12 protein-coding genes are annotated in these 14,497 nt (G+C 72.2%); 11 read left to right on the forward strand and 1 reads right to left on the reverse strand.

The features are described 5' to 3' along the window. Positions 1-614: 614 nt before the first annotated feature. Positions 615-800 (reverse strand): 50S ribosomal protein L28, encoded by a 186-nt coding sequence (rpmB, locus tag ACMA1D_RS24475; RefSeq protein WP_014628431.1) that lies wholly within the window; start codon positions 798-800, stop codon positions 615-617. Between the two features lie 244 nt (positions 801-1,044). Here rpmB and ACMA1D_RS24480 point away from each other — a divergent pair, with 244 nt between their 5' ends. From ACMA1D_RS24480 to ACMA1D_RS24530, 11 genes are all read left to right on the forward strand, one after another. Beyond that, entirely contained in the window at positions 1,045-3,396 is a 2,352-nt protein-coding gene (locus ACMA1D_RS24480) for a DAK2 domain-containing protein (RefSeq protein ID WP_414726161.1), read from the forward strand. A gap of 455 nt (positions 3,397-3,851) precedes the next feature. Continuing rightward, positions 3,852-6,140 carry an ATP-dependent DNA helicase RecG gene (recG, locus tag ACMA1D_RS24485; RefSeq protein ID WP_414726162.1) on the forward strand — a complete coding sequence of 763 codons (2,289 nt, stop codon included), beginning with the start codon at positions 3,852-3,854 and terminating at the stop codon, positions 6,138-6,140. Positions 6,141-6,884: 744 nt separating this feature from the next. Then, positions 6,885-7,490, forward strand: coding sequence for a 16S rRNA (guanine(966)-N(2))-methyltransferase RsmD (rsmD, locus tag ACMA1D_RS24490; protein WP_414726163.1), 606 nt, complete (start codon positions 6,885-6,887; stop codon positions 7,488-7,490). Beyond that, entirely contained in the window at positions 7,487-7,996 is a 510-nt protein-coding gene (coaD, locus tag ACMA1D_RS24495; RefSeq protein ID WP_349995306.1) for a pantetheine-phosphate adenylyltransferase, read from the forward strand. The genes rsmD and coaD overlap by 4 nt, the downstream gene beginning before the upstream one ends. A 98-nt stretch (positions 7,997-8,094) precedes the next feature. Then, entirely contained in the window at positions 8,095-9,291 is a 1,197-nt protein-coding gene (locus ACMA1D_RS24500; protein ID WP_414726225.1) for an ATP synthase F0 subunit B, read from the forward strand. Between the two features lie 690 nt (positions 9,292-9,981). After that, positions 9,982-10,635, forward strand: coding sequence for a YceD family protein (locus ACMA1D_RS24505; protein WP_414726164.1), 654 nt, complete (start codon positions 9,982-9,984; stop codon positions 10,633-10,635). A gap of 2 nt (positions 10,636-10,637) precedes the next feature. Beyond that, positions 10,638-10,811 (forward strand): 50S ribosomal protein L32, encoded by a 174-nt coding sequence (gene rpmF, locus ACMA1D_RS24510; RefSeq protein WP_065965136.1) that lies wholly within the window; start codon positions 10,638-10,640, stop codon positions 10,809-10,811. Positions 10,812-10,830: 19 nt separating this feature from the next. Beyond that, complete coding sequence (gene rnc, locus ACMA1D_RS24515) at positions 10,831-11,715, forward strand: ribonuclease III (protein ID WP_414726165.1); 885 nt, start codon at positions 10,831-10,833, stop codon at positions 11,713-11,715. Positions 11,716-11,898: 183 nt separating this feature from the next. Beyond that, positions 11,899-13,110, forward strand: coding sequence for a bifunctional DNA-formamidopyrimidine glycosylase/DNA-(apurinic or apyrimidinic site) lyase (gene mutM / locus ACMA1D_RS24520; RefSeq protein ID WP_414726166.1), 1,212 nt, complete (start codon positions 11,899-11,901; stop codon positions 13,108-13,110). A 341-nt stretch (positions 13,111-13,451) separates the two neighbouring features. Then, the gene (locus ACMA1D_RS24525) at positions 13,452-13,733 is read left to right on the forward strand and encodes an acylphosphatase (RefSeq protein WP_349990203.1); all 282 of its coding nucleotides are present in this window, start codon (positions 13,452-13,454) and stop codon (positions 13,731-13,733) included. A gap of 359 nt (positions 13,734-14,092) precedes the next feature. After that, complete coding sequence (locus ACMA1D_RS24530; protein ID WP_349990202.1) at positions 14,093-14,299, forward strand: hypothetical protein; 207 nt, start codon at positions 14,093-14,095, stop codon at positions 14,297-14,299. Positions 14,300-14,497: the final 198 nt, after the last annotated feature.

The raw sequence follows: 14,497 nt of genomic DNA on the forward strand, positions 1-14,497 counted from the left end.
CACAGCGCGGCACGCGCACGCGCGCGGGATTTAAAAACTTTGCCGTCACAGGCGCGACCGATCACCCTCCTGCCAGGGCACGGGGCACGCGGCACGGGGCACGGGGCGGGTGGCGCAGCCACGCGCGCGGGGTGCGGCGTACGGGCATGGCTTGGCGGCTGGAAGCCGGCTCGGGGCACACGGAGCCAGGGCGCTGCGCGGCGGTGAACGACAGGCGGCGCAGCAAGATGCCGTACGGGGCGGTAAGAGCACGCCGAACAGCCGCTTGTACGGGGTGGAGCGTGACTTCGAGATGCGTGGGGACTTGGAGTCGGGGCTGGGCCCAGGCACGCCGCGGGGAGGCGCGTGCTGGGCCATACGCACACGGCGCCGCGTCCTCATGATGCGGCCTCGAACGCATGCCTGTGGGGCGCTCGGGCGCCGGCAGCAGGCTCGGCATACGGAGCGGGTTCTGCCTCCGAGACCGTGGTCCGGTACGCGCTCCGGAGCGTACGGAGGGGCGCGTGGTGAACCGTGAGCGGGTAGCTGGCTGACCGCCCTGGAGGCACAGAAAAGCCGGCCCGCACGAGGCGGACCGGCTTTGGCAACCGGCTGGCTGCGCTACGACGGGAACGTCAGCGCGCGACCTTGCCGGCCTTGATGCACGAGGTGCAGACGTTGAGCCGCTTCGGCGTCCGACCGACCACAGCGCGCACCGTCTGGATGTTGGGGTTCCAACGACGGCGAGTGCGGCGGTGCGAGTGCGAAATGTTGTTGCCGAAGCCCGGCCCCTTGCCGCAGACGTCGCAGTTGGCAGCCACGGGTCACTCCAAAGACTTCAGATGCACTTACAGTGAATTCCCGACTTGCCGGGCCAGTAACTGGTTGGCGTCGCCGGGGCGAATGGCCCGATCTGATCGGGCAACCGGAGCAGCATACAACGGCTGCTTCCGTACAACGAAACTACCATGGCTTCCTCGGCCCCCGCCCCGGGCGGTCCCCCCGCTCCGCGACTACCCTGCGGGCATTCAGGCTGACACCCCGCATGGTTCAAGGAGGCCGTAGGTGCCGCACCCGTTCGACGCCGAGGCGGTACGTACGTGGTGCGGGCTGGCACTGGAGGCGCTCGGCCGCGCCCGCGAGGGGATCGACGCGATCAACGTCTATCCGGTGGCGGACGGCGACACCGGTACGAACCTCTACCTCACGGTCGAATCCGCCGCCCAGGCCGTCAGTGCCGCGTTCGACGGCCACGCGGTCACCGGTGCGGCCTCCCGCCCGAGCCTCGGCGACGCGATGGGTGCGATGGCGCACGGTGCACTCATTGGCGCGCACGGCAACTCCGGCACCATCCTGGCCCAGATGCTGCGTGGCATGGCCGACGTGCTGTCTCCCCACGGGGCCCCAGCCGCGGCCTCCGCGGCGCCCCGTGACGCACGTCATGCCGACGGCGCGGATCTCGCCCGCGCCCTGACCCGGGCCGCCGAGTCGGCCCGCCAGGCGGTCGCCCGGCCCGTCGAAGGCACCGTCCTGACGGTGGCCGCGCAGGCCGCAGCTGCGGCGTCGCAGGCCGTGACGGACCAGCCCCGGCCCACAGCGGACGGTGCTGGCGCCCCACGGAGGACGGAGCGCGGAGCCGGCCTCGAAACGCCGGACCTGGACACGGCACGGAGCGGACTAGCGACGGAGCGCGGAACGCGCGGCACGGAGCGGGGCCCCGACGGGGCGCGGGGCGCGGGACACGGGGCCACCGCGGCAGGCCCCGCAGGAGCCCCCGGCGGCGCCCCACACGGTGACGCGAACCGTCCCACGCCCACTACGGAGCGTGCGCCCGCGCCTCCGGCCGGCCCCACCGAGGCACCCGAAGCGACTGCTACGGAGCCACAGTCGAGCGTCACATCCGGCGCGTCGACGGTCGGCGCGGAAGCCGGCTTCCTTACGCGCGACGCGCGCACTGGGGCGGGGAACGAGGCGGGGACAGGACCGGGACTCGGCGCAACACCGTCGGTGCCGCGCAACGGCGCGCCATCCGTAGGCGAAGTGGCCCGGGCCGCCCACGCGGGTGCGTGTACGGCTCTCGACGCCACCACAGGCCAGTTGGACGCCCTCGCCCGGGCCGGTGTCGTCGACGCCGGCGGCTACGGCCTGGTGACCGTCCTCGGCGCACTGGCCGAGGCACTCACCGGCGAACGCCCCACAGCCCCGACCAACCCCCTCAGGACGCTGCCGGACAACGCTGGCCCCGTGCCCCGTAGGGCCGACTCCTGGGCCCCGGAGGCACGCCAACACCCGCCTGCCGCGTGCCCACAGGCCGCGCCGTCTCCGGGAGCCCTGCCGTGCTGTGCCACCGCCACGGACGGTGGCACGTCGCCGACGTGCGCAACGAGCCAGGACACGGCCGCGCTCCGCCCCGGTGATGTCCACGGCGAGCAGCCCGGTACGAGCCCCGCCTACGAGGTGATCTACCTCCTGGAGGCAGATGAGACGGCCGTGGCGCGATTGCGGGCGAAGCTGGACGCGCTGGGCGATTCGCTCGTGATCGTGGGCGGCGACGGGCTGTGGAACGTCCACGTACACGTCGACGACGCCGGCGCCGCGGTCGAGGCAGGCATCCAGGCGGGCCGCCCGTACCGCCTCCGCATCACGCACTTCGGGGCCGCGGCAGAGCTCCGACGGGGCCACGGCGCGCCCCCGTCGGAGCAGGAGACGGGGCACAGGGCACGGGGCGCGGGGCGCAGCACACGGGGCGACCGTGCGGCCCGCTCCGTGGTTGCCGTCGTCCCTGGCGACGGACTCGCGGCCCTCTGCACCGAAGCCGGCGCGACGGTGGTCACGACGCGCCCCGGCGAGCCACCCGCCAGCGGGGAACTGGTGGAGGCCATCCGCCGCGCCCACGCCCACGAGGTCGTCGTGCTCCCCAACGACGCGGAACTGCGCCATACGGCCGCGGCAGCCGCGGCCCAGATGCGTACGGAGGGCGTACGGGTGGCGCTCATCCCGACGCGCTCCGTGGTCCAGGGCATCGCCGCGCTCGCGGTGCACGAGCGGGACCGGGGCTTCGACGAGGACGTGGTGGCGATGACCTCGGCGGCCGGCGCCACCCGTTACGCCGAACTGGCCGTGGCGGAGCGCCAGTCCTGGACCATGGCAGGCGTGTGCCAGGCCGGCGACGTGCTGGGGATGATCGACGGCGATGTCGCGGTCATCGGCGCCGACCTGCTCGGCACTGCCCGCACCGTCTTGGACCGCATGTTGGCCGCAGGCGGGGAGTTGGTCACGCTGGTACTGGGCGCGGGTGTACCGAGCGACCTCGCGGAGCGGCTGGAGCGGCACGTACGGGAGACCCACCTGGCGGTGGACACAATCAGCTACCGCGGTGAGCAGCCGGCCGCCCCGCTGCTCATTGGCATCGAGTAACCGGTAGAAACGGCCGACAGGCGCCGCCCCATGGGCCAGGCGCCCCCGCTGGTGTCCGCGGCTCCGTTCGGCCGGCCTGCCGCTGCCCGCCCGAGCCCATACCGGCGGCGAACGCCCGACCATCCCGTCGGAGCACGGAGCACGGAGCACGGAGCACGGAGCACGGAGCACGGAGCACGGAGCGGCCTCGCGCGCGAGGCGAGGAGCACGGAGCGCTGCGGGGCTGGGCACGGAGCCTGCCTGGCGCAGCCCGACGGCACGCGCAGACGGCGTGCTTCGGTACGGAGCGTGAAGCTGCGCGTACGGAGCCGACCCGACCTCGCGCGCGGGGGGATCGTCAAGCGGGGCCACCAAGCGGGGCCACCAGAACCGGGCCGCTGAACGGGCCGCCACGTGGGCGGTGCGGACGTCGCGTGGCGGGAGCGTCGTACGCGTTGTCAGTGTCGTGGTGTGCAATGGAACGCGTGCCCGCGCTCGATGAACCCCTGAAGAAGATTGTTGGCGGCAACACCGCGAAGGTGATGGCCGCCCACCTCGACCTGCACACCGTCGGTGACCTGTTGCACCACTACCCGCGGCGGTACGCGGAGCGCGGCGAGCTCACGCGCCTAGCCGACCTGCCGCTGGACGAGCACGTCACGGTGGTCGCGCGGGTGGCCAAGGCGGCGAAGAAGACGTTCAACAACGGCAAGGGCGTCCGGCTGGAAGTGGTGGTCACCGACGGCAGCGGGGCGCTGACCCTGGTGTTCTTCGGCCGGAGCGTCTTCCACCACGAGAAGGCACTGGTGCCCGGGCGCCGTGGGATGTTCGCGGGCAAGGTGTCGGTGTTCAACCGCACGCGGCAGCTCTCGCACCCCGACTACGCACTGCTGGACCCGGAGGCGGGGGAAGACGCGGCGAGCGCCGTCGACGCGTTCGCGCACCAGTTGCTGCCGCTCTACCCCGCCTGTAAACAACTCGCCTCCTGGCAACTGGCCAAGTCCATCGACTTGCTCCTGGACACCATGGAGGCCACGAACTGGGAGGGCCTGGTCGACCCGTTGCCGGACGCCCTGCGCGAGGGTCGCGGGTTCGAGACCCTGCCCGGCGCCCTGCTGAAGATCCACCGTCCGCGCAGCAAGGCCGACATCGCCGCGGCCCGCGACCGGCTCAAGTGGGACGAGGCGTTCGTCCTCCAGGTGGCACTCGCGCGCCGCCGGTACGCCGATACGCAACTGCCCGCCGTACCGCGCGCGCGGCGGGCGGACGGGCTGCTCGACGCCTTCGACGCGAAGCTGCCGTTCACGCTCACCGAGGGACAGCAGCAGGTGTCGGCAGAGATCTTCGCCGACCTGGCCACCGAACACCCCATGCACCGGTTGCTCCAGGGCGAGGTCGGCAGTGGGAAGACACTCGTGGCGCTCCGCGCGATGCTCGCCGTCGTCGACACCGGGGGGCAGGCCGCGATGCTCGCACCGACCGAGGTGTTGGCCCAACAGCACCACCGCTCCATCGTGGAGATGATGGGCGAGTTGGCCGAGGGCGGCATGCTCGGCGGCTCCGAACACGGCACCAAGGTCGTGCTGCTCACCGGCTCCATGGGGGCCGCAGCCCGCCGCCAGGCCCTGCTTGACCTGGTGACGGGGGAGGCGGGCCTGGTGATCGGCACGCACGCGCTCATCGAGGACAAGGTTCTCTTCCACGACCTGGGGCTGGTGATCGTCGACGAACAGCACCGGTTCGGCGTCGAGCAGCGCGACGCCCTGCGCGCCAAGGCCGACCGGACGCCCCACCTCCTGGTCATGACAGCCACCCCCATCCCGCGCACCGTCGCCATGACCGTCTTCGGCGACCTGGAGACCTCGGTCCTTGACCAACTCCCCGCGGGACGCTCGCCCATCGCGAGCCACGTGGTGCCGGCCAAGGACAAGCCCCACTTCCTCTCCCGCGCCTGGGACCGGGTGCGGGAGGAGGTCGATGCGGGCCACCAGGCGTACGTGGTCTGCCCCCGCATCGGTGACGAGGAAGACGCCGCAGCAGAGCGCAAGGGCAGTGCGCGGCCTCGCGCGGGCGCCGCGCGCGAGGCCGAGTCCGCCACGGAGGCTGGTACGGGGACGGAGGCGAGCGACACGGAGGGCGCAGCGGAGCGCCGCCCGCCACTCGCCGTACTCGACGTCGCCGAGCAACTCGCGAAGGGCCCGCTCCAGGGGCTGCGTACGGAGGTCCTGCACGGCCGGATGCACCCGGACGACAAGGACGCCGTGATGCGCCGGTTCGCCGCCGGTGAGGTGGACGTGCTCGTGGCCACGACGGTGATCGAGGTAGGTGTCAACGTCCCCAACGCCACGGCCATGGTGATCATGGACGCGGACCGGTTCGGCGTCTCCCAGTTGCACCAGCTGCGGGGCCGGGTCGGCCGCGGCTCCGCCGCCGGTCTCTGCCTCCTGGTCACGGACATGCCGGAGGCCAGCCAGGCCCGGGCCCGGCTGGGGGCGGTCGCCGCGACGTCCGACGGCTTCGAACTGTCCCGCATCGACCTGGAGCAGCGGCGCGAGGGCGACGTGCTGGGGCAGGCCCAGTCGGGCATCCGCTCCAGCCTGCGGATGCTAGCCGTCATCGACGACGAGGAGATCATCAGCGCCGCCCGCGAGGAGGCCGTCGCCACGGTCACGGCCGACCCGGACCTGGAACACCTGCCCGCACTGCGCACGGCCCTCGACGCCCTCCTGGACGCCGAGCGAGAGCAGTACCTCGACAAGGGCTGACGCGTACGCGCTGCCGCTCCGAAACCACGCCCCAGAGGCCCTGGGCCGCTTCCGTGGGCGGCCCCGCCTCCTGGCTGCTCCTCGGCTCAGCCCGCGCATCCCCAGCGCCGTCCCCGGCGTGGCTGCGTACCGGTACGGGGCGCACGGCCCGTGCCCGTACCGGGGCGGCAGCCTGAACCGCGGCCCACCGCGGCGCACGGGCCTCCGAGTGAACCGCAGGACACCTGCGTCCCACCGCTTCCCCACGCCGCCCGTGCCCCTCCCGACCCCAGGGCCCGGACCCTCCAGCACGCAGCACCTACGCCCTGTGTCCCCGCGCTGCCGAGCCGCACAGCACGGTGCACGAGGCGCCCGGTTCGCCAACCCAACCCCGCCCCGTCCAGCACCATCGCCGGAGCACGGAGCACGGAGCACGGAGCACGGAGCACGGAGCACGGAGCACGGAGCGGCCTCGCGCGCGAGGCGGGGAGTACGGGGCACGGCGCGGCGACGCCGTACGGGGCCGGGGCCACCGGGCAGCACCCCGCGCGACGCCGCCGAACAACCACGCAGCCCGGGGGCGCGGCCCGCCCCGCCCCGCCCCCGTACTCGCCGCCCCGCCGGCCCCGACGACCAGTACCAGGCGGCGACCCCCGGCTCCGCACAGACGCCGTCCCCGCGTAGTCCACCGGATGACGCCATATCGTGGGGGAGCGGTGTTCGATCAGGGGCGCCGTTCCCCCACCACGAAGGGCCGAACGACAGATGACCCGCGTGATCGCCGGAGCCGCCGGCGGGCGCCGTCTCGCCGTACCGCCGGGTACCGGCACCCGCCCCACGTCGGACCGCGCGCGCGAGGGCCTGTTCTCCACCTGGGAGTCGTTGCTCGGCTCGCTGGACGGAGCGCGGGTGCTCGACCTGTACGGCGGTTCGGGCGCCGTCGGCCTGGAGGCGCTGTCCCGGGGCGCCGAGCACGCCCTGCTGGTGGAGGCCGACGCGCGCGCCGCCCGGGTCATCCGGGAGAACGTGCGCACCCTCGGGCTACCCGGTGCCGAGGTCCGCGCGGGCAAGGCGGAGCAGGTCGTCACCGGCCCCGTACCCGAGGACCGGCCGTACGACGTGGTCTTCCTCGACCCGCCCTACGCCGTCACCGATGACGCGCTGCGGGAGATCCTGATCACACTCTGCGGTAATGGCTGGCTAGCGGCACGGGCGCTCGTAACGGTGGAGCGGAGCACCAGGGGCGGCGAGTTCCGGTGGCCGACCGGTTTCGAGGGGCTACGGGCTCGTCGCTACGGGGAGGGCACGCTTTGGTACGGTCGCGCCGCTTCACGCAGCACCGCTACGCCGAACCACCACAGCGCGTCATGACCGCACTGGAGAGCGAGGAACCACTCTTGCGTCGCGCCGTCTGTCCGGGGTCCTTTGACCCCGTCACCAATGGACACCTCGACATCATCGCCCGAGCCTCGAAGCTGTACGACGTCGTGCACGTCGCCGTGATGATCAACAAGTCGAAGCAGGGGCTCTTCACCGTTGACGAGCGCATCGACCTCCTGCGCGAGACCACCGCCGAGTACGGAAACGTCGAGGTCGAGTCGTTCCACGGCCTCCTCGTCGACTTCTGCAAGCAGCGCGACATCCCCGCCATCGTCAAGGGCCTGCGTGCCGTCAGCGACTTCGACTACGAGTTGCAGATGGCCCAGATGAACAACGGCCTGTCCGGCGTCGAGACCCTCTTCGTCCCCACCAACCCCACCTACAGCTTCCTCTCCTCCAGCCTGGTCAAGGAGGTCGCGGCCTGGGGCGGCGACGTCGCCCACCTGGTGCCGCCGCTCGTCCTTGAACGCCTCACGGAGCGGCTCGCGGAGCGCTGAGCGGCTGACGGTTTGTCAGGAGGTGTCGGGCGGGAGCCCACTGCCCGTACAGTCGGTCCCGTCCCGACCCTTCGGCCTAGAGAGTGCGAGCACCCAAGGTGGACGTGCAGAAGAAGCTCGACGACATCGTCGGCACCGTCGGCAGCGCGAAATCCATGCCCATGTCCGCCTCCTGTGTGGTGAACCGGGCCGACCTGCTGGCCATGCTCGAAGAGCTACGGGCCGCGCTGCCCGGCTCCCTCGCCCAGGCCCGCGAGGTGATCGGGGACCGCGACCAGATGGTCCAGGCGGCCCGGCAGGAGGCGGAGCGGATCATCGAGTCCGCACACGCCCAGCGTGGCTCCCTGATCTCCCAGACCGAGGTGGCCCGGCAGTCGCAGGAGGAGGCCGACCGCATCCTCGCCGACGCCCGCCGCGAGGCCGAGGAGATCCGCGCCGAAGCCGACGACTACGTCGACAGCAAGCTCGCCAACTTCGAGGTGGTCCTCACCAAGACCATCGGCTCCGTGGACCGGGGACGCGAAAAGCTGCTCGGCCGCGACCCGGGCGGCATGTACGGCGACGCCGACGCGAACGGCCAGTACGACCAGGCCCCCGAGCGCAGCGCCGACCCCGAGATACTGCGCCGGCGCGCGGACGAGTACGTGGACACCAAGCTCGGCGCCGTGGCCGCCGTGCTCGCCAAGACCCTGGAGGCCGTGGGGCGCGGCCGACAGAAGCTCCTCGGCACCGAGGAGGACGAGCTGGGCGCGCACATGGCGGCCCAGGACGCCGCCGGCGCCGCCGGGCTCAGCACCAGCGACGACGACTACCTCGCCGACCTCGCCACCAGCCAGCACCTCACCGATCCGCGCAGCGCCCCGCAGGCCCCGGCCCACCAGCCGCCGATGCCCGACCCGATGCCGGCGATCCCGCAGCAGCCGCCGGCCCCGCCCGAGGTGCCCGCCCAGCCGGAGTACGCGGACTACTACGCCCAGGCGGGCTACCAGCAGGACGCGTACGGCTACCAGCAGCAGTACCCCCAGCAGGCCCCGTACGCCGCCGCCCAGCCGCAGCACGACTACCAGCAGCCGGCCGTCCCGCAGCAGCAGCCCGCCGGCGACTACGGCTGGCAGCAGCAGCCGCAACACGGGTACGACCCGCACGCCGGCTACCAGGTGCCCCAGGCCATCGACGGCCACCAGCAACAGCAGCAGCCCCGCGCGGCCGGAGCGCCGGCGCTGGACGAGACCAGCCTGTTCGACACCAGCATGATCGACCTGAACCAGCTCCGGCAGTACGAACAGGGCCGCTGACCACACCGCCGTTCCCGAGCCCACCGCACGCTCACCAGACCGGTGTGCGGTGCGCCCCGGAGCGCATGAGGGGAGCCCACCCCCACGCTCCACCACCCACCGCGCCCCGGAGCGCACCCGTAGCGCGTGCTTCGCCGTGTCCCTTCCCCTCGCGGCTCTCCCCACGGCGTACGGGGCGCCACTGGCTACCAGCCAACAAGCGGAACGCGTCCACCGTGCCGCACCCCGCCACCCACCCCGCACGCTTCACCGGCGACCCGGCGACCCGGCGACCCGGCGACCCGGCGACCCGGCGACCCGGCGACCAGGCGACCCGGCGACCTTCTGTCGCCGAGCTCGCGCCGCCGCCAAGCGCGTGGAACCGGGCGTCAAGGCTCAAGCGGCCGGGTTCCCCGGTGCCTGCCCTGCCGAGCGCCTGTGGCGCCGGCCCCGCACATCACATCGGCTCCGCCGCCCCGTACAGCGGCTCCGTAGCGGGCGACGCAGCCCGAGTACGCCGGCCCCGTGCCTGTCGGCTCGCGCCAGTACGGGGCGCGGCAGTGGGCGCGTACGGGGCGGGAAGCGGTCGGTGGTCAGGCGCGGATTGGGTGTCTGGCGGCCTGTCCAGTATCCTGGCTCTTCGGCCGCACGTACATCTGCGATTTCGGCTGCCCACTTCGTAACGAAGCACTTTGCTGCGAAGGGTGACCCATGTCGCAGCGGAGAAAGCAGGAAGCCCTGAACGCCCGTCTCGACCACCGTTCCCCGCTCGTGTTCGATACACGAGAACTGGGGCGGAGTCCTGGTGCGCTGAAGCGGCTCTCCCGTTCCGTCGAGGCCCCGTCCGATCTCGGTGTCGAGATGATCGGGGTGCGGAAGGGTGCGACCGTGGAGCTCGACCTCCGCCTGGAGGCGGTCATGGAGGGGGTACTCGTAACGGGTACCGCCCGTGCACCGCTCACGGGGGAGTGCGTAAGGTGTCTGGAGCCGCTGGGGCGTGAGCTCGAAGCGGAATTCCAGGAGATGTACTCCTACCCCGACGCCGACGACCGGAGCCGCCCCGCGGATACCGGCGACGACGCCGAGGAGGAGGACACCCTCTCCCTTGAGGACGACCTGTTCGACCTTGAGCCCGTGCTGCGGGACGCGGTGGTGCTCGCACTGCCGTTGCAGCCGGTGTGCCAGGAGGACTGCCCTGGTCTGTGCCCCGATTGCGGAGCACGCCTGGCAGACGACCCGGACCACCACCACGAACAAGCCGTCGACATTCGTTGGGCGGCATTGCAGGGACTCGCTGAAACCGTCCAGGGCGGCGAGAAGGACAACACACCTCGCGACAGCGGGGATGACCCACAGGAGAAGTAGCCGTGGCTGTTCCGAAGCGGAAGATGTCGCGCAGCAACACGCGCCACCGCCGGTCGCAGTGGAAGGCTGCGGTCCCCACCCTGGTGGCGTGCGAGCGCTGCCACGAGCCGAAGCTCCAGCACATCGCGTGCCCGAGCTGCGGCACCTACAACCGCCGCCAGGTCCTCGAGGTCTGATCGGCGGGTGACAGGCTTCATGTCAGACGCCAAGACGCCTCTCCGCAAGCGCGGGGAAGAGGCATCGGCGACGACGGACAACGCCTCGTCCCATACCGTTCTGGAAGGGCGGCTCGGGTATCACCTTGAGTCCGCCCTTCTAGTGCGTGCGCTCACGCACCGTTCCTTCGCGTACGAGAACGGCGGACTGCCCACCAACGAGCGGTTGGAGTTCCTCGGGGACTCCGTGCTCGGCCTCGTGGTCACGGACACGCTGTACCGCATCCACCCCGATCTGCCCGAAGGCCAACTGGCCAAGCTGCGGGCCGCGGTGGTCAACTCGCGTGCACTCGCCGAGGTGGGACGTGGCCTGGACCTGGGCGCGTTCATCCGGCTCGGGCGCGGCGAAGAGGGCACGGGCGGCAGGGACAAGGCATCGATTCTGGCCGACACCCTGGAGGCGGTGATCGGCGCGGTCTACCTCGACCAGGGCCTGGAAGCCGCCGCCGAACTGGTGCACCGGCTCTTCGACCCGTTGATCGAGCGTTCCTCGAACCTCGGCGCGGGGCTGGACTGGAAGACGAGCCTCCAGGAGTTGACGGCCGTCGAGGGGCTGGGGGTGCCCGAGTACCTCGTCTCCGAGACGGGCCCCGACCACGAGAAGGTCTTCACGGCTGCCGCTCGCGTCGGTGGTGTCGCGTACGGCACCGGCACCGGCCGCAGCAAGAAGGAAGCGGAACAGCAGGCTGCCGAGGCGGCCTGGCGGGCCATCCGGGCGGCTGCCGACGAGGCCGCCGCAGCCGCCGAGAAGGCTGCTGCCGACGCCGCGACGGGCGACGCGCAGCAGCAGCCGGAGCCGTCCGGCAAGACGGCTGCTCCGGCATCCTCCGGCAGCGCGGGTGAGGCCGAGCCCACCGCGCCGTAACGGCAGCCGGCGGGGCGCCACAGGGCGCCGTGCCGTGCGAGCCCCGCTGAGTTCGACGGGCCCACCGGTCATGGCCGGTGGGCCCGTACTCTTTCCCCACCGGCCGGCACCGTCACCGTACGGGCCGCACCGTCCGAACACGTCCCGACCCGTGCGCCGGGTCGCGAGCCCGCGGAGGAGCACGTGCCAGAGTTGCCCGAGGTCGAGGTCGTCCGACGGGGCCTGGAACGCTGGGTGACCGGTCGTACCATCGCCGACGTCCAGGTCCTGCACCCGCGTGCGATCCGCCGGCACCTCGCGGGCCCGGCCGACTTCGCCGCGCAGCTCGTCGGGCACCACTTCGCCGCCGCCTGCCGACGCGGAAAGTACCTGTGGCTCCCGTTGGACGGGGCCGGTACGGGGCCCCATGCCGCGGCCGTGAGCGGACCCCCCGTCGGCGCGACGGAGCACGGAGCACGGGGCGGCGGCGATGCGCACCGGGCTGCGACAGCGACGGAGGGCACGGGGCGCAGAGCGGCGGCCATCCCAGCCGCAGTCGACGGGGCTGCCGCCGCGGGGCGCACGGGGCGCCGTACGGGGCACGGACCGCAGGGTGCCCACGACGGGGCGGCGGAGCAGCCGCTCGCGCCGGTCGCCACCCCCACAGACGTGCTGCCCGTGGGACAGTCCGTCCTCGGTCACCTCGGCATGAGCGGCCAGCTCCTCGTGCAGCCCGAGTCCGCCCCCGACGAGAAGCACCTCCGCATCCGCGTCCGCTTCGCCGACACGACCGGCACCGAACTGCGCTTCGTCGACCAGCGGACCTTCGGCGGCCTCTCGCTGCACGACCAACTCCCCGGCGCCCCCGACGGCCTGCCCGACGTCATCGGCCACATCGCCCGCGACCCGCTGGACGACGCCTTCGACGAGGCGGCCTTCTACGCCGCCCTGCGCCGCCGCCGTACCACCATCAAGCGCGCCCTGCTCGACCAGTCACTGGTCAGCGGTGTGGGCAACATCTACGCCGACGAGGCGCTCTGGCGCGCCCGGCTGCACTTCGACCGGCCGACCGCGACCCTCACCCGCCCACGCGCCGCCGAACTGCTCGGACACGTCCGGGCCGTCATGCAGGCCGCCCTGGCGGTGGGCGGCACGAGCTTCGACAGCCTGTACGTGAACGTCAACGGCGAATCCGGGTACTTCGAGCGCTCGCTGGACGCGTACGGCCGTGAGGACGAGCCGTGCCGGCGCTGTGGCGCGGCGATGCGGCGCAGCCCGTGGATGAACCGGTCAAGCTACTTCTGCCCCCGCTGCCAGCGCCCACCGCGGCCCGGTAGCCGGCGCCCACGCCCACCGCGGCCCCGGCCCGCGGCTGACAGCGGTGGTCAGCCTCAGCCGCACCGCGCCGATGGTTAGCCCGTACGGTGGGGCAGCAGCCGGTGTCACTGTCCGCGCTCCGTTCCGCCTTCTGCACGGCACCAGGGGACGGTGCGCGGCAGGAGCGAGCCGTGCGCTGTACCCGCGGCGCGGTACGGGGCAGGGCCCCGAGTACGCGCCCTCGCGCGCGGGGACGGGGCCACGGAGCAGGCGACGGGGCGGCCCCGGCAGCGCGCGTCGCGCCCGCGCGCGAGGGCGCGTCACCCGACTGGTCGCTCCCACCGGCCGCCCCCGCGACAGACGGCGCCATGGGACGTGGTCGGCGCCGAACCGGTGAGGCCGTGGCGGTCTCCGCGGAGTGCGCCGGCTAGCGTGCCCGTATGACTGATGACGTGCGCGTGACGGCATGGGTACGGGGCCGGGTGCAGGGCGTGGGGTTCCGCTGGTTCACGCGGGCCAACGCCTTGCGCATCGGCGACCTGGTGGGCTTCGCGTCCAACCTGGACGACGGTCGGGTCCAGGTGGTGGCCGAAGGGCCGCGGGCCGGCTGCGAGGAACTCCTCACGTGGCTCCGTACCGGCGACACGCCCGGGAGGGTCGACGGAGTCACTGAGATCTGGGACACCCCGCGCGGGGGTTACGACGGATTCGAAATTCGCTGACGGAAGCGTCAGCGCGGGGCTGTGCCCCTCGTGCCCCGGGCTGTGCGCCGGACAGAAATGGCCTGGTGGTTGCCAATACGGCGCGTCCGTGGAAGGCTGCGGAACTAAGGATGATCTCCACGCCCCGATGGGTCACGAGATGAAGAGCGCCGCACTATCCGTTGCCGCGCCCTCTCGGCTGCCCTGGTGATACGGGGCGTGATCGTGTTGACCGTCCAACTTTTTGGTGAGACGCTGGAAACCCCGCGCACCTTAGCTGTTTGGCATTGAAGACGGTAGTGATGGCAGACACCGCGGGTGCGAATCCCTCACGACCCACACCGCTCCGGTCGGTCACTCATTGTGGAGGACCATCCATCATGGCAAAGGCGCTTCTCGGTTACGTCGGCGGCTCCGACCCCCGAGTCCTCGCCGAGATGCGACGGCTTCAGCAGCGCGTACAGGACCTCGAATCCGAGCTCATCCGGATGCAGGCCGAGAATGACGCGCTGTCCGCCGCCGCCCAGCACAGCGACTCGCTGCTCGACAGCATCGACGTACCCCAGGCGGAGCCTGCGCTGGCCTGACCAATGGTCCTCCAGGGGACCGGTCCGGCTGTATTGCCACCCGCTTGAGTATCTTCAAGGGACGCTTCGGCGTCCCTTCGTCGTTTTCGCTCCGTTGTTTCTCGTCCAGTCATTCGAGATTTCCCTACCGACTGATGTGCCCTTCACCTTCCCCCGTGAAACCGAAAAGGGTGGCGCGGCACGCCCGCACACGCGCTG

It is taken from the genome of Streptomyces sp. 796.1, from assembly GCF_047525675.1.
GTDB lineage: Bacteria > Actinomycetota > Actinomycetes > Streptomycetales > Streptomycetaceae > Streptomyces.

Bases quoted from the DNA above. Each gene is read 5' to 3' on its own strand.
- ACMA1D_RS24530 (WP_349990202.1), top strand. From the start codon at position 14,093: ATGGCAAAGGCGCTTCTCGGTTACGTCGGCGGCTCCGACCCCCGAGTC.
- ACMA1D_RS24505 (WP_414726164.1), top strand. From the start codon at position 9,982: ATGTCGCAGCGGAGAAAGCAGGAAGCCCTGAACGCCCGTCTCGACCAC.
- ACMA1D_RS24525 (WP_349990203.1), top strand. From the start codon at position 13,452: ATGACTGATGACGTGCGCGTGACGGCATGGGTACGGGGCCGGGTGCAG.
- rsmD (WP_414726163.1), top strand. From the start codon at position 6,885: ATGACCCGCGTGATCGCCGGAGCCGCCGGCGGGCGCCGTCTCGCCGTA.
- recG (WP_414726162.1), top strand. From the start codon at position 3,852: ATGGAACGCGTGCCCGCGCTCGATGAACCCCTGAAGAAGATTGTTGGC.
- rnc (WP_414726165.1), top strand. From the start codon at position 10,831: ATGTCAGACGCCAAGACGCCTCTCCGCAAGCGCGGGGAAGAGGCATCG.
- coaD (WP_349995306.1), top strand. From the start codon at position 7,487: ATGACCGCACTGGAGAGCGAGGAACCACTCTTGCGTCGCGCCGTCTGT.